The following is a 26,933-nucleotide window of genomic DNA, read 5'->3' on the forward strand; positions in this document are numbered from 1 at the left end:
CAAGTGCCAGCTTTTTTATGTCATTTTTTTGACAGCAGAAACTTACCATTCATGGCTCCGTCATTAAAATGCAATAAATCTGTCATAAGATGCAGACATTAAATCACCAAATGACGAGATTACGTGATGAAAAAACAGTTAACTTTAGCGGCATTATTGGCAGCATCATTGGCACTGACTGCATGTGCGAAACAGGAAAATGCCCCAGCAGCTGAAGCAGAAGCTTCGGCAGCCGTTGCAGATGAGACTGTAACGCCAGAACAGCAAGCAGCGATTGATGCAATTGATCAGCCGGTTCTAGATGAAAAAAATACCGACATTCCTGCTGAAATTGCGAATGCTCCGGCAGATGCAGCGACTGCAGACGATTCAGTCGCAGCAACTTCGGAAGCTGTGGCACCTTAATTAGGTCAATGTGAGAAAAAATCCCTGCAAATGCAGGGATTTTTTTTAAATAGTGTTATTTGTTGCTGAATTGAAACCTTTGTGCATGTAGAATATGTGGCATTCACTGGGAGGATATTATGGCTCTTATTTCATTGCGCCAGCTCTTGGATCACGCCGGCGAACATGCTTATGGCGTACCAGCATTTAACGTAAACAACTTAGAACAAATGCGTGCCATTATGTTGGCAGCAGACCAAACAAATTCACCTGTAATCGTACAGGCATCTGCGGGTGCACGTAAGTACGCAGGTGCACCGTTCTTGCGTCATCTGATTTTGGCAGCAATCGAAGAATGGCCACACATTCCAGTGGTAATGCATCAAGACCACGGTACCAGCCCTGACGTATGTCAACGTTCTATCCAGTTAGGCTTCTCATCAGTGATGATGGATGGTTCTTTGGGTGAAGACGGTAAAACACCAACTTCATATGAATACAACGTCGATGTCACTCGCCGTACGGTACAAATGGCGCATGCGTGTGGCGTTTCTGTTGAAGGTGAAATTGGTTGTTTGGGTAGCCTTGAAACAGGTATGGCAGGCGAAGAAGATGGTGTAGGCGCGGAAGGCGTACTTGACCATTCTCAACTGCTAACCTCAGTTGAAGAAGCTCGTCAATTCGTTGCAGATACCAATGTTGACGCATTAGCCATTGCAGTGGGTACTTCTCACGGTGCATACAAGTTTACTCGTCCACCTACAGGCGATATTCTTGCAATTGACCGCATTAAAGAAATTCACGAGGCACTGCCAAATACTCACCTTGTAATGCATGGTTCTAGCTCTGTGCCACAAGAATGGCTGGCTGTGATTAACCAGTATGGCGGTGACATCAAAGAAACTTATGGTGTTCCTGTTGAGCAACTGGTTGAAGCGATCAAGCATGGTGTTCGTAAAATCAACATTGATACTGACTTGCGTCTGGCATCAACTGGTGCAATGCGCCGTATGATGGCTGAAAAACCAAGTGAATTCGATCCACGTAAATTCTTCAGCGCAACTGTAGATGCAATGAAGCAAATCTGTATCGACCGTTACGAAGCATTTGGTACTGCAGGTAATGCAGACAAGATTCGTCCAATCTCTTTAGAGAAAATGGTTGAGCGTTATAAATAATTCCTTGTGAATAATTTATAAAAAGAGCCCACAGCGAATGTGGGCTTTTTTATATATAAATAAAGATGAAGAACAAGAGCAGCATATGGAACTGATTTTTATTGCAGCATTATGTAGTGTTGCAGTCTCAATACTCTTAAAAATTGCTAAAAATAGAGGTTTGAGTCCAATCCACATGATCAGCTGGAATTATGTCACAGCTAGCGTATTGTGTTTTTTCTGGTTCAAGCCAGACATCCAGCATATTTCCATAAGTCAGACTCCATGGCTACTGATTCTGGCCCTCGGTGTTTTATTACCGAGTGTTTTCCTGTTTCTGGCCAAGTCATTACAAACAGCAGGGATCTTAAAAACTGAAATTGCCCAGCGATTATCGGTTGTACTATCACTGGCCGCTGCTTATTTCATTTTTCAGGAACAATTTAACCAGCTCAAGATGCTGGGTATTGTCTTAGGCATAAGTTCCGTACTGTGCATTCTATTCTCACACCGTCAGGCATCAGAAAGCTCCAGGCAGGGAATGTTTTTTCTGGGTCTGGTGTGGTTTGGTTATGCACTGATTGATGTCTTGTTGAAATATACCACCAGCCTTGGTCTACAATTTGCTGTGGCACTGAACTTGATGTTTATCTGCGCCATGATTCTGTCGATGATCTATCTGCTGCTGCAATATCGTCATCTGGGTTCTGGCAAGGATATTGGTTTCGGTCTGTTATTGGGTGCGCTGAACTTTGCCAATATCGCTTTTTACGTCAAAGCACACATGATGCTCAAAGATACGCCAGCGATTGTATTCGCGGGCATGAATATTCTGGTGGTGATTTTTGGTGTGATTGCAGGTTTGCTCATCTTTAAAGAACGACTCAAACCTGCAAGTATGATCGGGCTGATTCTAGGCGTGATTAGTGTTGTCTGCCTAGCATATGCAATGTCTGTTTAACATAGGAAGATGCAAATTCAAGCGGATAACGTAACAGGTCTTCTTTTTCAGCCCGTCCAAGCAATAAGCCTGCCTGTTTGCAGTCTGGACAATGCGGATAACGATGCTGGGCATTAGCATAGTGATGTAAATAGATCTTATCGCAGTGTTTGCATTCGAATTTTAAAGAGTTGGATGGTAAAACAGACATGGGTACCTCTAATTGTTATTCTAGTTGGATGTTTGGAGAATAAAGCAAAAATTAGGCCCAAATTGACAAGAAAAGGGGCACTAGGCCCCTTTTATAACATAAAATGCTTACAGTTTGGTGAAAATATCTTCGGCTTGCAGACGAGATTTAGGAAGTTTTGCATTGAAATCGTTTTCACTGCGATAACCTAAAGTAAGCAGTACTGATGGAATCAGGCCTTGTTCAGCTAACTGTAATTCCTCACTCAGAATGTCTTCATCAAAACCACCAATCGGTGTGGCATCAATACCTTCACTTCCTGCAGCCAGTAAGATCTGTCCCAATGCAATAAAGGTCTGGTTTTCTGCCCAGCGCTGAATATCGCCTTTTTCATTACGATAATAATGTACATAGCCGGTACGGGTATTCTTTTGACCTTCTTTGGCGCTCTCATCTTTAAAACGACCACTGAGATCATCACGATTTAACAGGTTGTTTAGATGTAACTCGTCAATATCGGCTTTGGTACAAAATAAAATGGTATGTGAAGAATCCAGCACTTTGGGTGCATTGTAGGCATAAGTTCCAACTAGTGCTTTGGCAATACGCTGTTTAGCGGCATCATTGTCGGCAATAAAAAAATGCCAGGGCTGGATATTAATCGAAGATGGCGTCAGGCGTAAGATTTCTAATAAACGTTCAAATTGTTCTGCTGGAACCTTCTTGTTAGGGTCATAAGCTTTAGTGGTATAACGGGTTTGAGCGATCTTGAGTAAATCCATTGATGGACTCCAATCTTTTGATAAGGCGTTTAGAAATATGCTTTAGGCATCTAGATTTTTCTCATCAAAAGATTATTACAATAAAAACATCATCGGCAAAGTCTATATTTATATAATCTTGAGTGAAATTTTATGAAAAACTAAGAGTTAAATCAGATAAAAAGCAAGCTTTTGTATATTGGCAGTTTCTGGTAACAGGAGTTTAATAAGAACTTCAGGCAATAGCATGCAAGATAGGTGGGCCGATGCAATATACCAATTACTTTAAACGTAAATTAAAGACGCAGCAGCAAATTGGCTTGTGGGTCGGACTGGCTGACGCGTATGGAACAGAAATTGCGGCAAATGCGGGCTATGACTGGCTCTTGATTGATGGTGAGCATGCCCCAAGCGATTTAAGAACAACGCTCTCTCAATTACAGAGTATCGCTGCTTATCCATCTCAAGCTGTAGTACGCCCACCAATCGGCAGTGTACAACTGATCAAGCAGTTACTCGATATTGGCGCACAGACCTTATTGATTCCTATGGTAGAAACTGTGGAGCAGGCCGAATTAATGGTCAAAGCAGTCCGCTATCCCCCAGAAGGAATTCGTGGCGTGGGCGCTGCACTGGCACGTGCGACTCGCTGGAACAGTATCCCGAATTATTACCAGACTGCTCATGAAAATATCTGTTTGTTAATTCAGATTGAATCGGTGACAGGTCTGGAAAATCTGGATGAAATCCTCAAGATTGAGGGGATTGATGGTGTATTTATTGGAGCGGTAGATCTTTCAGCGACTATGGGCTATCAGGGGAATCCGAACCATCCTGAAGTACAAAAAGCAGTAGTAGACGCTATTCAGCGGATTCGTGCATCAGGTAAGGCTGCTGGAATTTTATCGACTCAGCATGAAGCTACTCAGAAATATCTGGAGCTTGGAACTGAGTTCGTTGCAGTAGGTGTTGATACCAGTGTTCTGATGAATTCGCTTCGTGAACTTTTGGTAAAATATAAACCTGATGCTGAAGTCATCAAGTCAGAAGGCGGTTATTGATTATAAAAATATCAGAGAGTCGTAAATTGTGGTTTCTCAATATTGATTACTTACATAGAAGATATTTTATAAAAGCTCTGATTTGTCAGAGCTTTTTTATTTACTTTAGCTATAGTAGTTTAAAAAATAAGATGGGTGGGATTGTAAAATGAAACCAGAAGAAATTGATGTATTTTTTGAGCAGCAAAAACAGATCCATGAGCAAAAAAACAACAACGTTATCATTTAGGGCAACGTATCTTATTCGTCTTTAATGCTGACTTATACATTGCTTAGTGGATATCTGGCAGTTTTAAACTTTCTTGATTCAGGTGATTTGATCTCTGGCTTTAGTATCATGATGTTGATCGGTTTGTTTTATATGTTGAAATACTTCTTTACTGGACATTCAGATAGGCGAAAAAGCATCTGAAAAATACTACTCTTGACATATGTCATTACAATGTAATTTTGCTATTTGGTCAAAAAAGAGTTATAAGATAATTACTTTAAAGCGAATACTGTTTTCGCCGGTTTATTTTTAGCTGATTGTGATACACGAAAGACAGGTTTTCCTGTTAAAAAAACTCTAGCAAACCCAGAAATAAGATTTATTTTTAGTCTATAGCTCTCCTTGTTTAATCACAAAAAGCTCATATTATGAGTGAATATTTTGAAAAATTTAAATACATGGTCTATCGCGACCGCCATTAATGGTTGTGAAATTCAAGTCAAAGTTGTACCAATGCAACGTCAGCAAAATACCATCAATGGTATGATTATGGTCAATGTGGGCAAGATGATTGAACTTGAAAATGGTGAACAATATCCATTTAATCTGGATGGTAAAAGTTTCTATACTGGTTTTAACCAGTTATACCGTTTAAGTTAAATAAAATATAAAAAGCAACTGCTCGCAGTTGCTTTTTTTATGGGTAATACCAGATTTTTAGCTGAATGTTATGAATATCAATATCAGAGCTGCTCAGCTCTAAAATCTCAGCATAATCAGCTTTCCAATCTCCTAAAACAATTCTTTTTTTACCATTTACATCATGGATTGCAGCGCGGTGAGTATGTCCATGAATCAGCGCATCTGCTTCTTTGAGTGCTGCTTCTACCGCAGATGGGTTTACATCCATAACTTCATAGCTTTTCAATTGCTGTGCTTCATGGCTTTTCTTGCGGAAACCATTAGCGAGTCTGGTACGGAAACTTAAAGGCATTTTTCTTAAAAAGCTTAACATCCAGGGATGACGGATGACTTTTCTAAAACGCTGATAGGAAACATCATCGGTACAGAGTGCATCACCATGTTCGATCCGATATCGGAGTGAACCTATATTTAAGCTGGTCATTTCAGGTAAAAGCTGTCCGGAAAATTGATCCAGAAAATCTTGGCCTAAGGCAAAGTCACGGTTACCGATGAGAAAATAGATCTGATTGCCGGCTTGATTAAACTGTTTTAAAGCACTGACGATTTCATCCAGCCAGGGAGCAGTGTAGTCATCTCCAATCCAGGCATTGAACCAGTCGCCCAAAATATACAGTTGGGTATTTTTATGCTGATAAGCTGCCAATAAATCTAAAAACCCCCGAACGAGTCGAGGGTGATCAGGTGACAAATGTAAATCTGAGATAAACAGATAGGTCACGAATCTTTTCCTTATTTTTTAATCCCTCCCGACCTCCCTTTCTTGCGCTTCGTTTTAAAAGCAATGTTTTAAAACTTACTCAGGGAGGAGAAAAACCATCTTTAAAAATGGTGGTTCCCTCCTTTATTAAAGGAGGGTTAGGGAGGATTTAAAATTACTCAGAAATGATTTTTGCAGATTCGATCACAACGTTCTCTAGAGGAACGTCAGCGTGATAGCCACGGTTGCCAGTACGAACGCCTTTGATTGCATCAACAACGTCCATACCTTCAACCACTTTACCAAATACGGCATAACCCCAACCTTGTGCAGTTTTGCCAGTGTGGTTAAGGAAAGAGTTGTTTTTCACGTTAATGAAGAACTGAGCAGAAGCAGAGTGAGGTGCTTGAGTGCGTGCCATTGCAATGGTACCTACATCGTTGCTTAAACCGTTGTCAGCTTCGTTTTCAATCGCATCACGCGTTGCTTTTTCTTTGAAGTTTTCATCCATGCCGCCGCCTTGGATCATGAAACCATCAATAACGCGGTGGAAAATTACGCCGTCATAAAAACCGTCACGTACATATTGCAAGAAGTTAGCTACTGTTTTAGGTGCTTTTTCAGCATTTAATTCAAGAACAATACGACCTTTATTGGTGTTTAATTCGACTTGAGGAAAACTCATTGTGTAATCTCCTAATCATGGACTAATGCCATGGTTTTTTCTGAATGAAGGAAGCATAAGCAAACTACAATCGACAAGGCAAGCAAAAACATAATTTTCTTTGTTAAAAACATAAAAATCGTATCTTATTTATGCATTGATTTACAAAGTCATTTCTTCGAGATCATTCGTATTCATAAAGCTTGTCTGACCTTAAGAGCATGCACTGATCTGCTGGCTCAGTCAAAAGCGGATATTTTACGATTTGGTAAGCTATTGTATTTTCCAATTTGAAAATGAACGAATTGAAATCAAATACCTAAGTTAACGGTTGAGAGATCATTCACCTATAGTTAAACTAAAGAACCTTTATTTAGTGAATACAGTTAGACCGCGTGAGCTACTGCATATTCATTAATCCCTTTTTAACTTTAGAAGTGAATGATTAATCATGAAGCCAAATGATGTTGTGACGTCTCTGCCCGACAACCCGACCCAAAATAAGAATGCAGTCGATTCAGCGCAGCAGCAGGAACAACAACCAGGCTTAGACTTTGTACGTCAGGTGATTACTGACGATCTAGCGGCTGGCCGTACCCAGCAAGTGGTCACCCGTTTCCCGCCTGAACCAAATGGTTATTTGCATATTGGTCATGTAAAAGCGATCTGCCTGAATTTCGGTATTGCTGAAGAATTTGATGGCCTGTGCAACCTGCGTTTTGATGATACCAACCCGGATGCAGAAGAGCAGGAATATGTGGATGGTATTGCCAATGATGTGAAATGGCTGGGCTTCCAGTGGAATGGTGAACCACGCTATGCATCAAGTTATTTTGACCAGTTATATGCATGGGCAATTCAACTGATTGAACAGGGCGATGCCTATGTGGATCTGCAAACTCCGGAAGAGATCAAGCTGAACCGCGGTAACTTCGTAGAGCCAGGTAAAAACTCGCCACAACGCGATGCGACTGTGGAAGAAAACCTTGAGCGTTTCGAGAAAATGCGCATTGGTGAATATGCTGAAGGCGAAGCGGTATTGCGTGCCAAGATTGATATGAATTCTCCAAATGTGCATATGCGTGATCCAATCCTGTATCGTATTCTGCATACTGCGCATCACCAGACTGGCGATAAATGGAAAATTTATCCAATGTACGACTATGCGCATCCATTATCAGATGCGATTGAAGGCATTACGCATTCACTTTGTACACTGGAATTCCAGGATCACCGTCCATTCTACGACTGGGTGGTGGAAAAAGTTAAATCGCCATCAGTTCCACGTCAATACGAATCTAGCCGTCTGAATGTTGATTACACCATCACTTCTAAACGTAAGCTGCGCAAGCTGGTTGAAGGCGGTTATGTTAACGGGTGGGATGATCCACGTATGCCGACTGTTGTCGGTATGCGCCGTCGTGGTTTCACGCCTGAAGGTCTGCGTGATTTCTGTAAGCGTGTAGGAGTATCTAAAGTCGATGGTAGTATCGTTGATGTAGCAATGCTTGAATATTGCATCCGTCAATCTTTAGAAAATACTGCAGCTCGCGGTATGGCAGTATTGAATCCACTGAAAGTAACTTTGACCAATTTGCCAGCGGATATGGATCTGACTCATTCACGCCATCCAAACGTGGATATGGGCGAACGTATTATTCCGCTCACTTCAGAAATCTATATCGACCATAAAGACTTTGAAGAAGAGCCACCTAAAGGCTTCAAACGCCTAATCCCGAGTGGGGAAGTGCGTCTTCGTCATGCTTATGTCATCAAATGTGATGAAGTGATTAAAGATGCGAACGGTGAAGTGGTTGAATTGAAATGCTCAATCGATCCTGAAACTTTAGGTAAAAATCCTGAAGGCCGTAAAGTAAAAGGTGTAGTTCACTGGGTATCTGCAACCAAAGGTATTCCTGCCGAAGTTCGCATTTACGATCGTCTGTTCACTGAATCTGATCCAGAAACTGGTGATGACTTCCTGGCGAATCTGAACCCTGAATCATTGAAAGTGGTTCAAGCAGTTATTGAGCCTGCGCTGGCTGAGGCAAAACCGGAAGATCGTTTCCAGTTTGAACGTGAAGGCTATTTCGTAGCGGATCAATATGATCATTCAAGCGACAAACCAGTGTTCAACCGTATTCTAGATTTGAAAGACAGCTTTAAACCTGGCAAATAATTTAAGCTAAATCCCTAAAAAGCCCAACTCCGGTTGGGCTTTTTCAATCGTGGCAGGAAAGAATGAATGATTGTTCGTGATAAAAGTAATAGCTTTAGTCTGCTGTTTGCATGGCATGGCACAATTTTGCCTAAAGTTCTGCCTGCCTTGGGGTTGGTAATTTTTCTTTCAGGCTTGCTGGTCTATCTGCGTCAGGCGCATTTTTTTAGCTTTCCTGCAGTACCAGCCATTGGCTTTACCATCTTCGGGGTGATTCTGTCGATTTTTCTCAGCTTTCGTAACACTGCCTGTTATGACCGTTGGTGGGAAGGGCGCAAGCTGTGGGGAGCGCTGATTGCTACCACACGTCATTTATGTCGTGATACTTACGTCCTTGATGATCAGTCACGTGAAATCTTGCTGTATCGTATGATGCTGTTTACTCACTTATTACGTGACCGTTTAAGACAGCAACAGCAAAGTATTCAGCATTACCAGGCGCACACTGGTTTTGATGCTGCTGCATTTGAACAATTGTCCACGTATATCAATGCATCACAATGGGTACTGGAACAGATCCAGAAAGATTTGGTTTTGCTCTATAAACAGGGCAAAATCACAGACATTATTTATAACAATTTGAATCAGCATACAGTGGCTTTGGGTGATATACAGGCGGGTTGTGACCGGATCTTGTCGACGCCGTTACCATTTTCCTATTCAGTGCTATTGCATCGTGCTGTTTATTCTTTCTGTTTTATCCTGCCATTTAGTCTGGAAGCCAGTCTTGGTTTATGGACACCGATTCTAGTTGGCCTGATTGCCTATATGTTGTTAGGGCTAGATGAACTGAGTGCGGAACTGGAAGAGCCTTTCGGATTTCAGGATAATGATCTGCCTTTAGATTCTATTGTGAGATTGATCGAACGTGAAACCCTGAGTTCTTTAGGACAAGAATTACCTGAAGCAATTAAAGCTCAAAAAGCTTATTTAACTTAGGTTTGAACAGGTTTTATTGAAAAGTTAATTATTAAATAAATCAAATGAAAGTCATCTTATTTTAAATAGCTGTCTTAAAAAATTTAATAGCAAGAAACTAAAACCTTAACGATGTTTTAAATGATTGCCAAGATCTGAGCTATTGTTTTTAACCTGCTCATGTAGCTCACGATATTGCTCTAAACGTTGTTTAGCCTTGTCACGTAGCTTTTTCTTGATATAGAGAGCTAGGGCGAAACAGGTGGTCGTCAAGGTCAGGAAAAGGCTATTCATAAAGCTCATCATGGAGCTGATATAACCGATCGTCGTTAGGCGATTCATCATCTGAATGACTTGTGGGCTGCTTTCTACACCAGTGATTGCCCAAGTACAGAGATGTTCACAATTATTGATAATCAAGTGATAGTTATTTTCATGCATTCTGGAACGCATACGACGAACCACTTTACGGCCTTTGTATTTTGCTGAAGCATAGTACTGGATCTGAATCGGTTTGCCGTTACTGAATTTCTCAATTGAGGTAATTTCAATTGGATGCTTCTTAAATAAATGTGCAAAACCGGAGTAGTGGATGACACGACCACGCCCGGCATAAATCCCGTGATGAGTATAACCGAAATGTTTAACCATAAGATGCGCACCTATGGGAAACCGTTTAGTTCGCTGCATGTAAAGATTAAGCCATTTAATAACAAGTGTATTTTAAACAGCAAGTGTACTGTTTTTTTGTGAATTAATCGATGTTTTAGGACTTAATTCTATTCAGAATTCGTTGTCTAGACAGTCATCCTTAAATTTCTCGAACCTTATAAATGCTGTATGTGAACTGATTTGGACCGATCTACAATTATAATGCCTAAATAGCCTAAGCAAATATGAAAAGTCATTTATCTGCATATTTGAAAAGAAATAAAGATATAGGCACTTAGATTTAGATATAAGGAGTAGGTTCCATCTAATGAAGAGCAAAGAGGAGTAGGCAAAAATCCAAATGATAGATATAAAAAAAGCATTGGCGTACGCAAATGCTTTTTATCAAGACCTAAGCTGCTTATTGCAGCGGCAGGTGTTGAAGTTCATTGAGTTCTTTACGGCTATAACCGCGAGAAGCTAGAACTTTTTTGATTCCGATAATGATATCTTCATCAGTTGCTTTAGACAGTGCTTCAAGGAGCTGTTCATTTGTCTTGCAAGAGCAATCATTTTCAACACAAGCAATCTGGTTCTTGTGTTCATTTTGTTGTTCATCTGAAAACAACTTCTGCCAGAAACTCATAGAGCCTTCATACACAACCTAACATAGGGTGAAATATATCCAATTTAATAAATAAAGCAATAGGACCTATGTGATAAAAGCAGCAGTCAGTATTTCAAATTTTCGATTGCAGAAGACATTTTGAACGATATTATTTGATTGAAACAAGATAATTCATGCATAAGTTACTAATTTTATGTATAAAAATAGAGCTAACAAAAGCTCCATTTATGTAACAAAAAAATAAATTGAAACAATATTTTTAGCGTTTTTCCAGCAGTACGCCTGACTCTACATGGTGGGTATAAGGGAACTGGTCGAACAGGGCAAACTTGGTAATTTTATGGGTTTGGGAAAGTTGTTTCAGATTGTCATATAATGTGTCCGGATTGCAAGAAATGTAGATGATTCGTTCAAAGCGCTGTAGCAGTTTCAGTGTTTCATCATCGATCCCTGCACGTGGCGGATCAACAAATACCGTATCAAAGTCATAAGTTGACAGATCAATATTGGCTTCTTGCAGACGGCGGAAAGTACGTTCACCATTAAAAGCTTGCGTAAATTCTTCAGCAGATAGACGTGCTACCTGAATATTGTCGATACCGTTCTGTTCGATATTCCATTCAGCTGCATAGACAGATGACTTGGCCAATTCAGTCGCCAATGCACGACGGAAGCGGGTGGAGAGTGGCAGGGTAAAGTTACCATTGCCACAATACAGCTCTAAGAGATCTTTATCAGATTGCTGCGCGGCATTACATGCCCATTCCAGCATTTTCTGGCAGACTTGCGCATTCGGCTGGGTGAAGCTGCTTTCGATCTGTTTGTACTGATATTTACGGTCAAATACAGTGAGTTCTTCTACGACAAACTCATCGCTCAAGACAAATTTCTGGCCACGGCTACGACCAATCAGCTTGATCTTCAATTTTTCAGCCAGTGCTTTAGCTGCAGGTTCCCAGCTTTCATCCAGCTTGCGGTGATAGATCAGGGAAACCAGTACTTCACCTTTGAGTGTTGCTAGAAAGTGGACTTCAAATAGGCGATGGCCCAGAGTTGCATCGGCTTTGAAAGCTTCTAGCAATTGCGGCATTAAGTCATTAATACTGCGGTCAGCCACAGGGAATTCATCAATACGGATCACTTTTTTGTTATTGTTCTCATCACGCTCAAACATGGCATAGAACAGGTCATCTTCAGTATGCCAGATCCGGAATTCAGCACGCATGCGATAGTACTGTTCAGGCGACTCAAATACTTCAAGGGCAGGTGGTTGATATTCGGCAAATTGCGCGCTAATGCGTTCAACTTTGGCATCCAGTTGTTGCTGATAAGATGAGGTCATATGCAGTAAAAAATCGCAAATATTTTGAAAGCCAAGATGGTAGCAAAAAATTGCTGTTCTGCCTAAGACTATTCAGGGAAACAGGCTTGAAAAGCAGTTAAAAAAAGGCCAAATCTGCAAAGGGGAGAGATTTGGCCGTAAGAGGAAAGGAATTAAAATAATCTCAGTACTAAAGCTTTTTACAGGTCTGACATGGTCATGAGGCTGGCATTGCCACCTGCAGCTGCGGTATTGATACTGATTGCACGTTCAATTACGAAACGTTCGACTGGAATATCATAATTTCCAGAGCTTAAATGCGTGATACCTACAATTGATCCTTGTCGTCTTGCGATACGTTGCTGCAAATCCATCAATGCAGAGGTCTCGCCATGATGCAGTACAGCCTCAAAATCACCTGATTCAATATCCTTGATAACTTTAATGGCTTTCACCACACTCGCGGGCATACTTTGCAGATACTTGAGTATAAAAGTATTGTCTGCCAGTACAGCTGGGCGGCTACCCACCGATAAAATTGCCAAGATTTGCTGAATCTGATCTACATCATTGTCTGCTAGAGAGAGCACACTCTCACGCGGCAAGATCATGTACTGGTTTTCTTCACCTGTTGGACCTTGCAGGCTAAAGCTGTGCCCAGTTGTGATTTTAGCTGGAGTGGTTAAGGAAATACTTGGGAAAGTTTTATATACCCAGGCTTTAAATTCCTGTAGCAATGGATTTTCAAGCGTTGTCTGAGCAGAATTCATCGCATAAGGTTGAGCTAACTTTTTCTCAGATACCTGATGCATTAAACGGTAAATATAAAGTGGACCACCGGCTTTTGGACCAGTGCCGGATAGACCTTCACCACCAAAGGGCTGTACCCCAACGACTGCACCGACAATATTACGGTTAATATACAGGTTGCCGACATGTGCTTTCGAGATCACAGTCTGCATGGTTTCATCGATCCGGGTATGTAGTCCCATAGTCAGGCCATAACCCTTACTGTTGATCTGATCTAGCAACTGTGGCAGTTGGCCAGCTTTATAGCTAATCAAATGTAACACCGGACCAAAAACTTCACGTTCCAGATCATTCAGGTTTGGCAGTTCAATTAAAGTAGGCGGAATGAAGGTGCCTTGAGCCAGTTCAGAAGCATCCTGATTAAACATCAATTGATGGACTTTATGGCCTTTGCTGCGCATCTGATCAATATGCTTCTGAATGTTCTGCTGGGCTTCGGCATCAATGACCGGACCAATATCAGTTTTGAGCAGAACTGGATTGCCAACACGCAACTGCTGCATGGCACCTTTTAACATATGGCGTACAGTGTCCAGATTATCTTCCTGTACACACAATACACGCAGGGCGGAACAACGCTGACCAGCACTATCATAAGCAGAGTTGACCACATCCAGCACTACCTGTTCGGTCAATGCAGATGAATCCACAATCATGGCATTCTGGCCACCAGTTTCGGCAATCAGGGTTACACTTTCACCAAACTGGTTTAACCGTTTGGCTACAGTTCTTTGCAGAATTTTTGCTACTTCGGTAGAACCGGTAAACATGATGCCTTGAATGCGGGAGTCTTGGCTCAGCTGGGCACCAATGGTTTCACCACGGCCGGGCAACAGTTGCAATACATCTTGTGGAATGCCAGCTTCCCAGAGAATTTGTACAGCTTGGGCAGCAATTAGCGGGGTCTGCTCAGCCGGTTTGGCAATCACAGTATTGCCCGCTACTAATGCCGCAGAAATCTGGCCGGTGAAAATCGCCAGCGGGAAGTTCCAAGGGCTGATACACAGTACGGTACCTAAAGGCTGGATATGGACATTGCCAGGTAAATCTGACATCTGGCCAGCATAATAACGCAGGAAGTCAATCGCTTCACGTACTTCAGCAATGGCATTGGCATAGGTTTTACCAGCTTCACGCGATAGCAGAACCATCAGGGGCAGCAGGCGTTGCTGCATCAGCTCGGCGGCTTTATTCAGACAGGCGGCACGTTCATTCTTTGGCAGATTGGCCCAGAAATGTTGTGCATTGGCAGCTTGGATCAGGGCAATTTCTGCCTGTTCAGTCGTTGCTTCATAAACGGTACCGACGATATCCTGATGCTGGGCTGGATTGATTACGTGTACAGTATTACTTGTATCTGGCTCTGAAAAAGCTGTGCCCATTGCTGCTGCCTGGAACTGGGTATTAGCCAGACTTGCTGCAACTTCATTTAAAACACTGAGTTCCGCGTCATTGGCTAGATCTAGTCCAGATGAATTGATACGTGTGCCATAAAGATCTTGAGGATAGGGAATATGAGGATGTTTGGCACCCAATACATTTTCTTGTTGAGCGGTCTTTATAATTGTCTGACGAGGATTTTCGATCAGATCTTCAACTTTTAAGCTCTTGTCCGCGATCCGGTTCACGAAAGAAGTATTGGCACCATTTTCCAGCAGACGGCGTACCAGATAGGCCAATAGGGTTTCATGATTGCCGACCGGGGCATAGATACGACATGGAATGCCGAGCTTACCAGCCGCTTTGTCACCGACCACATTTTCATATAGCGGTTCACCCATGCCGTGCAGGCACTGGAACTCGTATTGACCGGCATAGTAACGTTCCGGGTTGGCAAGTTGGTAAATGGTGGCCACAGTCTGTGCATTGTGAGTAGCAAATTGCGGGTAGATATAATCGGGTTCTGCCAGCAGTTTACGTGCGCAGGCAATATAGGACAGGTCAGTATGTACCTTGCGGGTAAATACCGGATAATCCGCCATACCTTCGATCTGGGCTTTTTTGATCTCGCTGTCCCAATACGCACCTTTGACCAGACGGATCATCAGGCGTTTCTGGCTGCGTTTAGCCAGATCGATAATATAATCCACTACATAGAAGCAGCGTTTCTGGTAGGCTTGAATCACAAAACCGATGCCTTTCCAGTTATTGAGTTCAGGTTCAAAACACAAGCGTTCTAAAAGCTCTAGGGAAATTTCCAAACGCTCAGTTTCTTCGGCATCAATATTCAGGCCGATATTATAGTTTTTCGCCAGAACTGCCAGATTCAGAACTTTGCTATACAGTTCATCATTCACGCGATCCATTTGCGAGCGCTGATAACGTGGATGCAGTGCAGACAGTTTGATGGAAATACCGGGACCGTTATAAACATCCTTATCTGTTGATGCCTTGCCGATGGCATGAATCGCATCCTGATAATCTTGATAATAGCGTTCTGCATCCGGATCGGTCAGCGCTGCTTCGCCGAGCATGTCATAAGAATATTGGAACCCTTTTTCTTCTAGACGTTCAGCATTTTTCAGGGCTTCATCAATGGTTTCGCCAGTCACAAACTGTTCGCCCATCATACGCATCGCCACATCGACCGCCTTGCGGATAATGCCACGGCCACTGCGTGCCAAAAGGCCAGTTAACAGATTTGACAGGCTTTTCTGTTGTGGGGTTTCCATCAGCTTTCCGGTCAGCATCAGTCCCCAGGCCGCAGCATTGACAAACATCAGCTGGCTTTGCCCAAGATGTTCTTTCCAGTTGCCCTGATTGATCTTGTCACGAATTAACAGGTCGCGGGTCGCCGTATCCGGAATACGCAGCAAAGCTTCTGCCAGACACATCAATGCGATACCTTCCTGAGAAGACAGCGAAAATTCCTGTAATAGCCCTTGCACAATGCCGGCCTTGCCACCTGAACCTTTACGTTCACGCAAGGAATGCGCCAGATCAAAAGCCAGGCTTTGGATTTTGTCCGTCAGTTCAGAGGAAATTTCACTATGTTCCAGCAGGGTTTCCACGCACTCGGATTCTGCACGTCGCCATGCAGAATTAATGCGCTGTTCATATTCATTTTTATCCTTAAATTCAGCAATATAATTCGATTGCTGTAGGGCATTCGAGTGCGAATTTGGGCGTAGGATGGTGGACATAGTGACTTCCTGTACTGCGTCAAACGGTTCTTTGAGTTGAATGAGTTTTAATCTATAATCCCAAAATAATTGACGAATATCTCACTATAGTTTGTATCATTTTTAGAGAATAATTCTAATGAATAGCTCATATGTAAGCCTTGACCGAATAGATATTCGTATTCTTGATTTGCTGCAATCTGAATCGAAAATTTCCAATATCAAACTGGCAGAAATGGTGAACCTGTCACCAACAGCAGTACTGGCACGGGTGCAGAAATTGACCAAGGAAGGATTTATTCTCGGTTATGAAGCCCGTCTGAATCCGGTCAAGCTGAATAACGGTTTTGTAGTTTTTGTCGAGATACTGCTGGATAAAACTACACCGAATGTACTGGAAGAATTTTCTGAAGCAGTGCAGCATATTCCGGATATTGTGGAATGTCATATGATCAGTGGTGGCTTTGATTTTGTAGTGAAAATCCGCTGTGCGAATATGGATGAATTCCGTAAAATTTCCGGAGATATTCTGTGGCAGTTGCCGGGCGTAAAAGAAACCCGCAGTTATCCGGTGATGGAAGTAATTAAGGAAACCCAGCAGATCAAGCTGAAAGTACCTGCCAAAGCTAAAGTATAAAATGCTGATAAAACAAAAGGGACATAAAGTCCCTTTTAGTTTTTGAAATAGAAAGACTATTTCTTCATTTCTGCCATTTCTTTTTGATATTCGGCTTTCGCCAGTTCAAAACGATTGACTACATCGTGGTTTGGCGCTTTATCCAATAGACTCACAATCACAATACTTAGCGCTGCCAGAATAAAACCTGGAATAATCTCATATAGACCGGTATCACCCATATAATTTTTCCAGGCAATTACGGTTACAGCACCGACAACCATTCCGACAATCGCGCCGTTGAGGGTCATGCGTTTCCAGAACAATGAGAAAATGATCAGTGGACCAAAGGCAGCACCAAAGCCAGCCCAGGCATAAGCCACCAGACCTAGAACTTTACTGTTTGGATTGATGGCCAATGAAATTGCAATCAAGGCAATCACAATCACCATGCCACGACCGACCCAGATCAGTTCTTTTTGCGAAGCATTTTTACGTAGGAAACCCTTATATAAATCTTCAGTCAGGGTAGTCGAGCAGACCAGTAACTGGCAGCTCAATGTACTCATAATCGCAGCCAGAATTGCCGCTAATATGATGCCTGCAATCCAAGGGTTAAACAGGATTTTGGTCAATTCCATAAACACGGTTTCAGGATTCTGGTTGACGATTGCAGCAGCAGGAAGGTCAGGATTTGCTGCAAAATAAGCAATCCCGATATAGCCCGCCGACATTGCACCCACCAGACACAGAATCATCCAGGTCATGCCGATCCGGCGTGAAGTAGGAATAGTTTTGACCGAATCTGCCGCCATAAAGCGCACCAGAATATGTGGCTGACCAAAATAGCCTAAGCCCCAAGCCAAGCTAGAAATAATCGCGACAAAACTTAGGCCTTCCAGCATATTGGATGCATGTGGACGGGCAGTTTCCAGTAGGGTGCCCACCTGTTGAGCGTTATCACCCAATGCCAGATAGGTAATGATGGGTGTAATAAGCAACGCAAAGATCATTAAGCCAGCCTGAAAGGTATCGGTCCAACTGATTGCCAGGAAGCCGCCAATACACACATACAGAATCGTGGCCACTGCACCGAGCCAAAGTGCTGTCGTGTAATCCCAGCCAAACAGGCTTTCGAACAGACGCGCACCTGCGACCATGCCGGAAGCACAGTAAATTGCAAAGAACACCAGAATCACAATGGCTGATAGTAAGCGTAAGATTCGTTTCTTATCCGCAAAACGGCTGGTGAAATAATCAGGCAGGGTCAGAGCATTGTTCTGAAATTCAGTATGGGCACGCAGACGGCCAGCTACCAGTAACCAGTTCAGCCAGGCGCCAATAATCAGGCCAATCGCAATCCAGACTTCTGACAGACCGGAAAAATAGATGGCTCCGGGTAAGCCCATCAGCAGCCAGCCACTCATGTCGGATGCACCTGCGGAAAGCGCAGTCACTACACTGCCCAGACTTCGCCCACCCAGAATATATTCATCAAAATTGGACGTCGCACGATAGGCATATAAACCGATCCCAATCATGGCGACGATATAAAACATAAAAGTAATCAGTGTTGGGTTAAGCGAGCTCATAGGCAGAGTATCCTTAAATTTTGAACATCATCATCCGGGATGATTTTTGAACTGCATTCACAGGGCAGTGATTCAAACATGGTTTAAAAATTACACTCTGTAACAGTTGAGCAGCCTTTGTGTATATTTTATGTAAATTAAGAATTTTCTCATATAAATGAAGAATTAGTAGAGGGTTATAAAATACAAAGTTACACATGGTTTTGAATAAAAATAAATAATTTTAATAAACAGTTAAATTCATTGAACTTTTGTATTTTAATTACACAATTTTACAAAAATAACAACAATCTCGAATTAGACATATTTTGTTTCAAATCCTGCTTAAATCACTTCTATTTGTTTTTAGGGCCTCTCTTCATAGTGAATGAATGCCATTCTGAATGGTGCATCATTGCTAAGAGTAATATGACATGGACAATATGTTGCAAATAGAATCAAGTCGAATTGAACAGGATTTATTGGGGAAAAAACAAATTCCCCAGCACAGCTATTATGGTATTCATACTTTGCGTGCGATTGAGAATTTTCAGATCTCAGGTCTGGCAGTAGGTCAGCAAGCACACTTTATTCGCGCATTGGCGCAAGTTAAAAAAGCAGCAGCACAAACGAATTTACATTTTCAGAAAATATCAGAACAACAAAGTAGTGCTATTCAACAAGCCTGTGATGAATTGATTCATCAACCTCAGGACTGGCAGGAGGCATTTCCGCTTGATCCTTATCAGGGTGGAGCTGGTACTTCTATCAATATGAATGCGAATGAGGTTATTGCAAATCGGGCGCTAGAATTGCTCGGGCATCGTAAAGGCGATTACCATATCCTGCATCCAAATGATCATGTGAATACTTCACAATCAACCAATGATGTCTATCCCACGGCACTACGTCTAGCGACTTATACACGTCTGGATGAACTGCTTCATGTACAAAAATCGTTGATTGATACTTTATATAGCAAGGCATCAGAGTTTCAGTATGTGATCAAGATGGGGCGTACCCAGTTACAGGATGCGGTTCCAATGACCCTGGAACAGGAATTCCGTGCTTTCGCAACCTTATTAAAAGAAGACCTGAAGCTGATTGAGCAAATACGTCAGTTATTGCTGGAAGTAAATTTGGGTGCAACCGCCATTGGAACCGGCGTGAATACTCCAGATGGTTATGCCAAACATGCAGTACACACTTTAGCGAAAATTACTGGCCTACCTTTAAAAGGCGCGGAAGATTATGTCGAAGCGACCAGCGATTGTGGCGTGTTTATTATTCTGTCCAGTAGTCTGAAACGTCTGGCTGTTAAGTTGTCCAAAATCTGTAATGACTTGCGTCTTTTAAGTTCTGGCCCGCGTACCGGTCTGGCGGAAATCCGTTTGCCAGAATTACAGGCGGGTTCTTCTATCATGCCAGCTAAGGTCAATCCGGTTATTCCAGAAGTAGTCAATCAGATTGCGTTTCGTGTGATTGGTAATGACCTGACTGTGACAATGGCAGCAGAAGCAGGGCAATTACAGCTTAATGTTATGGAGCCGGTCATTGCAGTATCCTTAAATGAATCCATCCAATTATTAACTCAAGGTATGCAGACCCTACAACAAAAATGTATTGCCGGGATTCAGGCCAATGAACAGAACTGTTTAAATGCAGTGATGCGCAGTATCGGGATTATCACCTTACTGGAACCACTTTTAGGTCATGCCACTTGTGATGAAATTGGCAAGCAATGTATTCGTGAAAATAAAACTGTACCCGAAGTGGTGCTGGAACTGGGTTTGTTAAGTGAAATTCAGCTGGATGAAATTTTTGCCTTTGAAAATCTGGTTTCAGAAGTCCCAATGATGAATCAATGGGAACAGGTATCCTGAAAGTTTAAGGATGAGCCGAATATAGATTTGTGCTGATTTTAACCATTTGCCTCAAATCCCGTCTGTGGGTTTGGGGCATTTTCATCTAGACTATATCGATGACACAATGAATTGAGTGCATAGCATGTTTGATAAAATCAGCAACTTATTTAAATCAAATAAACCTGATCCGGCTCAGATTTTTCTGGAAGAGAATCATATCCAATATGTAGAAGGGATCGGCTATATTGTGGATGGGATTAATTTAAATGAGGAGCTGGGCGAGCGGCTGGAATATTTGTCTAACCGACGCATGAAAACTTTTGATGATTTAAAAGCGCTATATTCAACTGCAATGATCATTAATGAAAAAATTGATCTGGAAATTGCCAATCAGCGTTTTAATGCAAGATTAGGAAATACTGAAGAAAACCTGCTGCAATTCAAAGCAATTGTGAAAAAGTTGAATGACTATTATCGTAACTTTTTACGTGATAAAAAATAACTGAATCATAGGCTGATTTTATCCTATGCAGTCAATCTGTAACGACTGCATAAAAATAACGAAATAGCACCAGATCATCGTGATAGTATAAGCTTCATGTTGTTTAGACTTTAAAGCTATATACATGTTCCAACAAGAAATTTCCCAACTTAATTTAACAAAGCTCAAGGCAGGCGAGAAACGCTGGTTAGGCAATCTGCAAGGCTCGTCTACTGCATTATTGCTGAAAGAAATTATCAAGCAGCAGCAATCGCGCCTATTTGTTATTGTTGCACGTAATAACCAGCATTTGGGTCAACTGGAAAGCGAACTGGAATTTTATGGGATTAAACCAACCATATTTCCAGATTGGGAAATTTTGCCTTATGACCGTCTGTCACCGCATCAGGATATCGTTTCTGAACGTCTGGCAATTTTATCTAATATGCCTCAAAGTGGCGTATTGTTGCTGGCAGCTTCTACATTGGCACAGCGTGTTGCACCTACTTCATGGGTGCTGGGTGAACACTTCGATATTCGAGTTGGACAAAAGCTGGATCTGGAACAGCAAAAGAAAAAACTGATTCAGGCTGGTTATCATCTGGTCGATACCGTTTATGACCATGGTGAATTTGCAGTTCGCGGTAGCATTATCGATATATATGCTTCAGGTCAGGATGCACCGATCCGGATTGACCTGTTCGATGACGAAATTGAGACCCTGAAATTTTTTGATCCGGAAACCCAGCGTACTACGCAAACTCTAGAACAATTTACGGTATTACCCGCACAAGAATTTCCCCTTAAGGAAGGTCGTGCTACTTTCCGTGACCGTTATGCAGAATTTTTCCCGACAGCTAATCCAAAGAAAAATCCAATTTATCAGGATGTGATGGATGGCATTGCTTCACCTGGAATTGAGTTCTACCTGCCTTTATTCTTTAGTCATGAAGCGATGCAAGGGCAAAGTACCTTGATTTCGTATTTACCAAAGAATGGCATTGTCATTACAGATAAGGCATTGGAGCAGAGTTTAGAACAGTTCTGGCAGGACGTAACTCGCCGTTATGAAGATCGCCGCCATAATATTGATCAGCCGATTCTGCCGCCTGAAGCACTGTTCTGTCCGACCAATCAGCTTTTAGAACAGCTAAATCAGTTTAGTCGCATCATTGCGGCACAAGAAGCTTTTGATGAGAAAGCCGGCGTGATTAATCTGGATACCCAGTTACCACCACGCTTGCCTGTTGATCCAAAACGTGAAAAGCCCTTTACCGAAGTCAAAAAATATATTGATGCGGCCAATCATCCGGTTTTACTGGTCGCTGAAAGTGCCGGTCGGCGTGAAACCTTAAAAGATGCGCTGCGTCCAAGTCTGGGTGATATTCCGACCGTAGAAAACTTTGATGCTTTTGTTGAATCTCTGCATGCGATTGCGATTACCAGTGCACCATTAGAACGTGGTCTGGTTCTGACAAATCGGATCAGTGTGATCTCGGAAAATCAGCTCTATGAACATCGTGTAGTTCAACGTCGTCGCAAGCGTCAGCAGGAAGTGTCAGAAGAATTCCTGATCCGCAGTCTGACCGAGCTGAGCATTGGTGCGCCAGTGGTACACATTGATTATGGTGTAGGACGTTATGCAGGCTTAATTACTTTAAGTATTGATGATCAGGATCATGAATTTCTGCAACTGGATTATGCAGAAGGTGCCAAAGTCTACGTGCCGGTGACTAATCTACATCTGATCAGCCGCTATAGTGGCGGTGATCCAGATCTGGCACCTTTACATAAACTGGGTACGGATGCCTGGAATAAAGCCAAACGTAAGGCTTTGGAACAGATTCATGATGTCGCAGCCGAGTTATTACATATCCAGGTACGTCGTTCATCTAAGCCGGGGATCAGTTTTGAAGTTGATCAAAGTCTGTATATGCAGTTTGCCAGCGGCTTTGCCTATGAAGAAACACCAGATCAGGCCAATGCGATTGAAGCCACGCTATATGATATGCAACTGGCCAAACCAATGGACCGTCTGGTCTGTGGTGATGTCGGGTTTGGTAAAACTGAAGTCGCCATGCGTGCAGCCTTTGTCGCAGTACAGAATAATCGCCAGGTTGCGGTATTAGTACCCACTACTTTGCTGGCACAGCAGCATTATGAATCTTTTAAAGACCGTTTTGCAGATTGGCCTGTACGTATTGAAGTACTTTCCCGTTTCGGCTCTTCTAAAGCTCATACCAAAACCATTGAAGACCTAGCAGATGGCAAAGTCGATATTGTCATCGGCACCCATAAGCTTTTACAGGAAAATGTCCAGTTCCATAATCTGGGACTGATGATTGTCGATGAAGAACACCGTTTCGGGGTGCGTGATAAGGAACGTATTAAGGCTTTGCGTGCCGATGTTGATATGCTGACCCTAACAGCAACGCCAATTCCACGTACACTGAATATGGCCTTTAGTGGTATGCGTGATCTGTCGATTATCGCGACGCCACCAGCACGCCGTCTGGCTGTGAAAACTTTTGTGCAGGAACATACCAGCGACACCATTCGAGAGGCAATTCTGCGTGAATTACTGCGTGGTGGTCAGGTCTATTTCCTGCATAATGAAGTCGATACCATTGAACGTGCTGCAGAAAATATCCGGAATCTGGTGCCGGAAGCACGTGTCATTGTGGCACATGGGCAAATGCGTGAACGTGAGCTTGAGCAGGTCATGCAGCAGTTCTATCACAAGGAATACAATGTCCTGGTGTGCTCGACTATTATTGAGACCGGGATTGATGTGCCGAATGCCAATACGATTATCATTGAGCGGGCAGACAAGCTCGGTCTTGCACAGTTACACCAGTTGCGTGGTCGGGTTGGGCGTTCGCATCACCAGGCTTATGCCTATCTGTTAGTGCCATCCCTAAAAGCCTTGAAAGGCGATGCAGAAAAACGGCTGGAAGCAATTCAGCGTGCCTCTACGCTGGGTGCGGGCTTTATGCTGGCCACCGAAGATCTGGAAATTCGCGGTGCAGGTGAACTTTTAGGCGAGCAGCAAAGTGGTTCGATGCAGGCGATCGGTTATAGCCTGTATATGGAAATGCTGGAAAAGGCAACTAAAGCGATTCAAAAAGGTAAAACGCCGAATTTTGATGCGCCATTGTCTTTAACTGCAGAAATCAACCTGCATATGCCAGCCCTGATTCCGGACGATTATTTGGGTGATGTACATCAGCGTCTGCTGTTTTATAAACGCATCAGTAATACCGATACTCAGGAAAAACTTGATAATATCCGTATGGAACTGATTGACCGTTTTGGTATTCCGCCGCAACCGGTGAAACAGTTATTTGCGGTGCATCAACTACGTCTTAAAGCTGAGCAATTGGGCATCACCAAAATTGACATCGGTGGGCAGGGCGGCCATATCGAGTTTGCACCAGATACGCCAGTTCAGGCTATGAGTATTATCCAGATGATGCAGAAACATCCGACATATTTCAGGATGGAAGGCGGCCAGCGATTAAAAGTGATGGTGATGCTAGAAGATTATCAAAAACGAATCCAGTTCATCAGCGATTTACTGGATAGCCTATTAAAAGAGCTAAATTAATATTTTTAGATTTCATGGAATATGAATATTCACACTATATTTCATTTTTATACATATAGTGTGAATATTAGCTTGTTTTCTTATGAAATTATTTAAGCTAATAGTTTGCCGTTTTGTCCTTCACAATTCATACAAAATTGCCCTAAAGCGCCCGCTTACAATACTCAGCCGCAATTGTATATGGTAGTATTAGCCATCATTCTAATTTTGCATCATTTATAAAGATATGTTTAGTTTGCATCCACAACTTGCTCAAGATACGTTTTTTGTAGGCGACTTTCCTTTATCAACATGTCGTTTGATGAATGATATGCAATTTCCGTGGTTGATTCTGGTTCCGCGTGTACCAGGCATTACCGAGTTATATGAATTGAGCCAAGCTGACCAAGAGCAGTTTTTACGTGAATCAAGCTGGTTATCTAGCCAGTTAGCGCGTGTATTCCGTGCCGACAAAATGAATGTCGCAGCTTTGGGCAATATGGTGCCACAACTGCATTTTCATCATGTGGTGCGTTATCAAAACGATGTAGCATGGCCTAAGCCGGTATGGGGTACTCCAGCAGTTCCTTATAGCAGTGAAGTATTAGCACATATGCGTCAAACCTTGATGCTAGCTTTACGCGGTCAAGGGGATATGCCATTTGACTGGCGTATGGACTAAGCGTTGATATACATTTTATGGTCCATTCAGGATTCTGGACTTTAAGAGAGTAATTGAGTGCAATTAGACGACTGGATTCATCAGGAACCGAAACAGTTTGAATATTTCCATCGGATGATGGGATATATCATGCTGTCTCTGGTTCTGATCGTCTATCACTACACAGAACCAGACACCAATTACCAGATTTTTGTTCCATTATTTCTGGCATTGGTCTTAGTGATCACACCGAAATTATCCCGGTGGATGATTTATAAATACGACTATAATTTAAAACGTAATTTCTTCTTTGTTCTAGATGTGATTATCGTATCGGTTGTACTTGCAGCTGTGCATCTGGATCTGGTGTTGTCCCTGCTGGCAGTGGTCACATTGCTGTATACTGCCATTAATAACAAGATTTCATTCATGATGGTGTCACTGGCTGGCCTGATTGGCACGATGATCTTTTATCTGTCTACCATTGGCATTTTTGGATTTACCAGCTATTTCAGTCCAACCAGTACCGAACTCACCGTACTAGGTTTCATCTGTCTGATTACTTATTTTGGTGTTGGAAATTTCTATCAAAGCGGTCGTATGCAATATATTACCCAGAAGAAAAACCATTATTTCGACCAGATGAACCGTTATATGGAATTCTCCAATCAGCTCAGCCGTTATGCGCCAGTGCAGTTATGGCAATCCATCATGAAAGGCGAATCTGAAGCTAAGATCGAATACAAACGTAAAAAACTCACGATTTTCTTTTCGGATATTCAGGGATTTACAGAGCTTTCTGAAACTCTGATTCCGGATGACCTGGCTTTCCTGCTGAATGACTATTTAAGTCATATGACTGAAATCGCCAAGAAATATGAAGCAACAGTCGATAAGTTTATGGGTGATGCCATCCTGATCTTCTTTGGCGATCCGCATTCAGATGGTGTAGAGCAGGATGCTAAAAACTGTCTGGAAATGGCAATTTCAATGCGTCAGCAAATGAAATTGTTACGCGAACGCTGGATCAAAATGGGTTATCCGCCATTACATATCCGTATGGGGATTTCAACCGGTTATTGCCACGTGGGGAACTATGGCGCCAATCACCGTATGGCCTATACGATTGTTGGTCGTGATGCCAATCTGGCTGCACGCTTACAAAGTGCTGCGGAAGTTGATGAAATCCTGATTTCTGAAGATACCCATAACCTGATCAAAAATGACTATCTATGTGCACCTAAAGAGCCAATTTTCCTGAAAGGGATTAAGGCGCCGGTTCGCACTTGGCAAGTGATGGAAAAATATGCCTTCCAGAAAGTTGAATATCAACGCTGGTTTGATTATGAATATAAAGGTTTCCATTTACTGTTAAATCTGGATGAAGTGCAAAACTATGATTACCCAGAGTTGCTGCATGTGCTGGAGAAAATGATTAAACGCATTCAAACCCAGCAGCAACTGACCAACTCTCAAGGAATTGTGAAATTAAAACTTGAAGATGAAGTGATTGAGCCTTTATCTACTGATGAAGCATTTCGAGCAGCTGAACGATCAAAAGTCATCTAATTTTTATGATTTAAATAAATAGGGTGTGTTGACACTTTTAGCTTAAAAAAATAGCGAAGTAGTAAAATCAAATCGCCAAACCCAATTTTACTATTCGCTATGCCTCGTACCATGCTGACAGATCAACACTGGCAAAAGTTGAAAGT

Annotated in this window: 22 protein-coding genes; 13 read left to right on the top strand and 9 right to left on the bottom strand. The window is 42.3% G+C overall.

The window, feature by feature from the left end; translation table 11 throughout:
- Positions 1-126: 126 nt before the first annotated feature.
- The 3 genes from ACEWB7_RS05580 (at position 127) to ACEWB7_RS05590 (ending at position 2,502) form a co-directional block, all read left to right on the top strand.
- Positions 127-405 carry a hypothetical protein gene (locus ACEWB7_RS05580; RefSeq protein WP_004786119.1) on the top strand — a complete coding sequence of 93 codons (279 nt, stop codon included), beginning with the start codon at positions 127-129 and terminating at the stop codon, positions 403-405.
- Between the two features lie 119 nt (positions 406-524).
- Positions 525-1,562, top strand: coding sequence for a class II fructose-bisphosphate aldolase (fba, locus tag ACEWB7_RS05585; RefSeq protein ID WP_004786117.1), 1,038 nt, complete (start codon positions 525-527; stop codon positions 1,560-1,562).
- Positions 1,563-1,647: 85 nt separating this feature from the next.
- On the top strand, positions 1,648-2,502 hold the full coding sequence (locus ACEWB7_RS05590) for a DMT family transporter (RefSeq protein ID WP_312318224.1): 855 nt from the start codon (positions 1,648-1,650) through the stop codon (positions 2,500-2,502).
- Here the strand turns inward: ACEWB7_RS05590 and ACEWB7_RS05595 are convergent.
- Positions 2,465-2,692 (bottom strand): hypothetical protein, encoded by a 228-nt coding sequence (locus tag ACEWB7_RS05595; RefSeq protein ID WP_312318193.1) that lies wholly within the window; start codon positions 2,690-2,692, stop codon positions 2,465-2,467. The genes ACEWB7_RS05590 and ACEWB7_RS05595 overlap by 38 nt on opposite strands.
- A 107-nt stretch (positions 2,693-2,799) precedes the next feature.
- Positions 2,800-3,453: an oxygen-insensitive NAD(P)H nitroreductase gene (gene nfsB, locus ACEWB7_RS05600; RefSeq protein WP_104426186.1), complete on the bottom strand. Its 654-nt coding sequence runs from the start codon at positions 3,451-3,453 to the stop codon at positions 2,800-2,802.
- Positions 3,454-3,698: 245 nt separating this feature from the next.
- On the opposite strand from nfsB, the gene hpaI reads away from it, so the two are divergent.
- Both hpaI and ACEWB7_RS05610 read left to right on the top strand, forming a co-directional pair.
- A complete protein-coding gene (hpaI, locus tag ACEWB7_RS05605; protein ID WP_312318196.1) occupies positions 3,699-4,493 on the top strand; it encodes a 4-hydroxy-2-oxoheptanedioate aldolase in 795 nt (264 codons plus the stop codon).
- 652 nt (positions 4,494-5,145) lie between these two features.
- Entirely contained in the window at positions 5,146-5,364 is a 219-nt protein-coding gene (locus tag ACEWB7_RS05610) for a hypothetical protein (protein ID WP_004786100.1), read from the top strand.
- 37 nt (positions 5,365-5,401) lie between these two features.
- Here ACEWB7_RS05610 and ACEWB7_RS05615 read toward each other — a convergent pair whose 3' ends face one another.
- Positions 5,402-6,127, bottom strand: coding sequence for a UDP-2,3-diacylglucosamine diphosphatase (locus ACEWB7_RS05615; protein WP_291360470.1), 726 nt, complete (start codon positions 6,125-6,127; stop codon positions 5,402-5,404).
- Between the two features lie 154 nt (positions 6,128-6,281).
- Positions 6,282-6,791 carry a peptidylprolyl isomerase gene (locus tag ACEWB7_RS05620; protein ID WP_004786097.1) on the bottom strand — a complete coding sequence of 170 codons (510 nt, stop codon included), beginning with the start codon at positions 6,789-6,791 and terminating at the stop codon, positions 6,282-6,284.
- Between the two features lie 430 nt (positions 6,792-7,221).
- On the opposite strand from ACEWB7_RS05620, the gene ACEWB7_RS05625 reads away from it, so the two are divergent.
- Positions 7,222-8,949, top strand: coding sequence for a glutamine--tRNA ligase/YqeY domain fusion protein (locus ACEWB7_RS05625; protein ID WP_312318202.1), 1,728 nt, complete (start codon positions 7,222-7,224; stop codon positions 8,947-8,949).
- 66 nt (positions 8,950-9,015) lie between these two features.
- A complete protein-coding gene (locus ACEWB7_RS05630; protein ID WP_312318205.1) occupies positions 9,016-9,927 on the top strand; it encodes a bestrophin family protein in 912 nt (303 codons plus the stop codon).
- 105 nt (positions 9,928-10,032) lie between these two features.
- On the opposite strand, the gene ACEWB7_RS05635 is transcribed toward ACEWB7_RS05630, so the two are convergent.
- From ACEWB7_RS05635 to putA, 4 genes are all read right to left on the bottom strand, one after another.
- Positions 10,033-10,596, bottom strand: a complete 564-nt coding sequence (locus tag ACEWB7_RS05635) for a lecithin retinol acyltransferase family protein (RefSeq protein ID WP_180014967.1) — start codon at positions 10,594-10,596, stop codon at positions 10,033-10,035.
- Positions 10,597-10,978: 382 nt separating this feature from the next.
- Positions 10,979-11,203: a hypothetical protein gene (locus ACEWB7_RS05640; RefSeq protein WP_004786091.1), complete on the bottom strand. Its 225-nt coding sequence runs from the start codon at positions 11,201-11,203 to the stop codon at positions 10,979-10,981.
- 241 nt (positions 11,204-11,444) lie between these two features.
- A complete protein-coding gene (gene trmA / locus ACEWB7_RS05645) occupies positions 11,445-12,527 on the bottom strand; it encodes a tRNA (uridine(54)-C5)-methyltransferase TrmA (RefSeq protein ID WP_312318211.1) in 1,083 nt (360 codons plus the stop codon).
- Between the two features lie 179 nt (positions 12,528-12,706).
- Positions 12,707-16,459, bottom strand: a complete 3,753-nt coding sequence (gene putA, locus ACEWB7_RS05650; protein ID WP_312318213.1) for a trifunctional transcriptional regulator/proline dehydrogenase/L-glutamate gamma-semialdehyde dehydrogenase — start codon at positions 16,457-16,459, stop codon at positions 12,707-12,709.
- Between the two features lie 118 nt (positions 16,460-16,577).
- Here putA and ACEWB7_RS05655 point away from each other — a divergent pair, with 118 nt between their 5' ends.
- Entirely contained in the window at positions 16,578-17,075 is a 498-nt protein-coding gene (locus ACEWB7_RS05655; RefSeq protein WP_163166200.1) for an Lrp/AsnC ligand binding domain-containing protein, read from the top strand.
- Between the two features lie 56 nt (positions 17,076-17,131).
- Here ACEWB7_RS05655 and putP read toward each other — a convergent pair whose 3' ends face one another.
- Positions 17,132-18,646, bottom strand: a complete 1,515-nt coding sequence (gene putP / locus ACEWB7_RS05660) for a sodium/proline symporter PutP (RefSeq protein WP_411580486.1) — start codon at positions 18,644-18,646, stop codon at positions 17,132-17,134.
- 413 nt (positions 18,647-19,059) lie between these two features.
- On the opposite strand from putP, the gene aspA reads away from it, so the two are divergent.
- From aspA to ACEWB7_RS05685, 5 genes are all read left to right on the top strand, one after another.
- Entirely contained in the window at positions 19,060-20,508 is a 1,449-nt protein-coding gene (gene aspA, locus ACEWB7_RS05665) for an aspartate ammonia-lyase (RefSeq protein WP_411580488.1), read from the top strand.
- Positions 20,509-20,632: 124 nt separating this feature from the next.
- Positions 20,633-20,992 (top strand): hypothetical protein, encoded by a 360-nt coding sequence (locus ACEWB7_RS05670; protein WP_034702570.1) that lies wholly within the window; start codon positions 20,633-20,635, stop codon positions 20,990-20,992.
- 124 nt (positions 20,993-21,116) lie between these two features.
- Positions 21,117-24,578 (top strand): transcription-repair coupling factor, encoded by a 3,462-nt coding sequence (gene mfd, locus ACEWB7_RS05675; protein ID WP_312318218.1) that lies wholly within the window; start codon positions 21,117-21,119, stop codon positions 24,576-24,578.
- Between the two features lie 226 nt (positions 24,579-24,804).
- The gene (locus ACEWB7_RS05680; RefSeq protein WP_004786072.1) at positions 24,805-25,239 is read left to right on the top strand and encodes an HIT domain-containing protein; all 435 of its coding nucleotides are present in this window, start codon (positions 24,805-24,807) and stop codon (positions 25,237-25,239) included.
- 57 nt (positions 25,240-25,296) lie between these two features.
- Positions 25,297-26,787 carry an adenylate/guanylate cyclase domain-containing protein gene (locus ACEWB7_RS05685; protein WP_312318221.1) on the top strand — a complete coding sequence of 497 codons (1,491 nt, stop codon included), beginning with the start codon at positions 25,297-25,299 and terminating at the stop codon, positions 26,785-26,787.
- Positions 26,788-26,933: the final 146 nt, after the last annotated feature.

The organism is Acinetobacter sp. NIOH-H-8, from assembly GCF_046635365.1.
In the GTDB taxonomy this organism is placed as follows: Bacteria; Pseudomonadota; Gammaproteobacteria; order Pseudomonadales; family Moraxellaceae; genus Acinetobacter.

Bases quoted from the DNA above. Each gene is read 5' to 3' on its own strand.
- ACEWB7_RS05580 (WP_004786119.1), top strand. From the start codon at position 127: ATGAAAAAACAGTTAACTTTAGCGGCATTATTGGCAGCATCATTGGCA.
- fba (WP_004786117.1), top strand. From the start codon at position 525: ATGGCTCTTATTTCATTGCGCCAGCTCTTGGATCACGCCGGCGAACAT.
- ACEWB7_RS05590 (WP_312318224.1), top strand. From the start codon at position 1,648: ATGGAACTGATTTTTATTGCAGCATTATGTAGTGTTGCAGTCTCAATA.
- ACEWB7_RS05595 (WP_312318193.1), bottom strand. From the start codon at position 2,692: ATGTCTGTTTTACCATCCAACTCTTTAAAATTCGAATGCAAACACTGC.
- nfsB (WP_104426186.1), bottom strand. From the start codon at position 3,453: ATGGATTTACTCAAGATCGCTCAAACCCGTTATACCACTAAAGCTTAT.
- hpaI (WP_312318196.1), top strand. From the start codon at position 3,699: ATGCAATATACCAATTACTTTAAACGTAAATTAAAGACGCAGCAGCAA.
- ACEWB7_RS05620 (WP_004786097.1), bottom strand. From the start codon at position 6,791: ATGAGTTTTCCTCAAGTCGAATTAAACACCAATAAAGGTCGTATTGTT.
- ACEWB7_RS05625 (WP_312318202.1), top strand. From the start codon at position 7,222: ATGAAGCCAAATGATGTTGTGACGTCTCTGCCCGACAACCCGACCCAA.
- ACEWB7_RS05630 (WP_312318205.1), top strand. From the start codon at position 9,016: ATGATTGTTCGTGATAAAAGTAATAGCTTTAGTCTGCTGTTTGCATGG.
- ACEWB7_RS05635 (WP_180014967.1), bottom strand. From the start codon at position 10,596: ATGCAGCGAACTAAACGGTTTCCCATAGGTGCGCATCTTATGGTTAAA.
- ACEWB7_RS05640 (WP_004786091.1), bottom strand. From the start codon at position 11,203: ATGAGTTTCTGGCAGAAGTTGTTTTCAGATGAACAACAAAATGAACAC.
- trmA (WP_312318211.1), bottom strand. From the start codon at position 12,527: ATGACCTCATCTTATCAGCAACAACTGGATGCCAAAGTTGAACGCATT.
- putA (WP_312318213.1), bottom strand. From the start codon at position 16,459: ATGTCCACCATCCTACGCCCAAATTCGCACTCGAATGCCCTACAGCAA.
- ACEWB7_RS05655 (WP_163166200.1), top strand. From the start codon at position 16,578: ATGAATAGCTCATATGTAAGCCTTGACCGAATAGATATTCGTATTCTT.
- putP (WP_411580486.1), bottom strand. From the start codon at position 18,646: ATGAGCTCGCTTAACCCAACACTGATTACTTTTATGTTTTATATCGTC.
- aspA (WP_411580488.1), top strand. From the start codon at position 19,060: ATGGACAATATGTTGCAAATAGAATCAAGTCGAATTGAACAGGATTTA.
- ACEWB7_RS05670 (WP_034702570.1), top strand. From the start codon at position 20,633: ATGTTTGATAAAATCAGCAACTTATTTAAATCAAATAAACCTGATCCG.
- mfd (WP_312318218.1), top strand. From the start codon at position 21,117: ATGTTCCAACAAGAAATTTCCCAACTTAATTTAACAAAGCTCAAGGCA.
- ACEWB7_RS05680 (WP_004786072.1), top strand. From the start codon at position 24,805: ATGTTTAGTTTGCATCCACAACTTGCTCAAGATACGTTTTTTGTAGGC.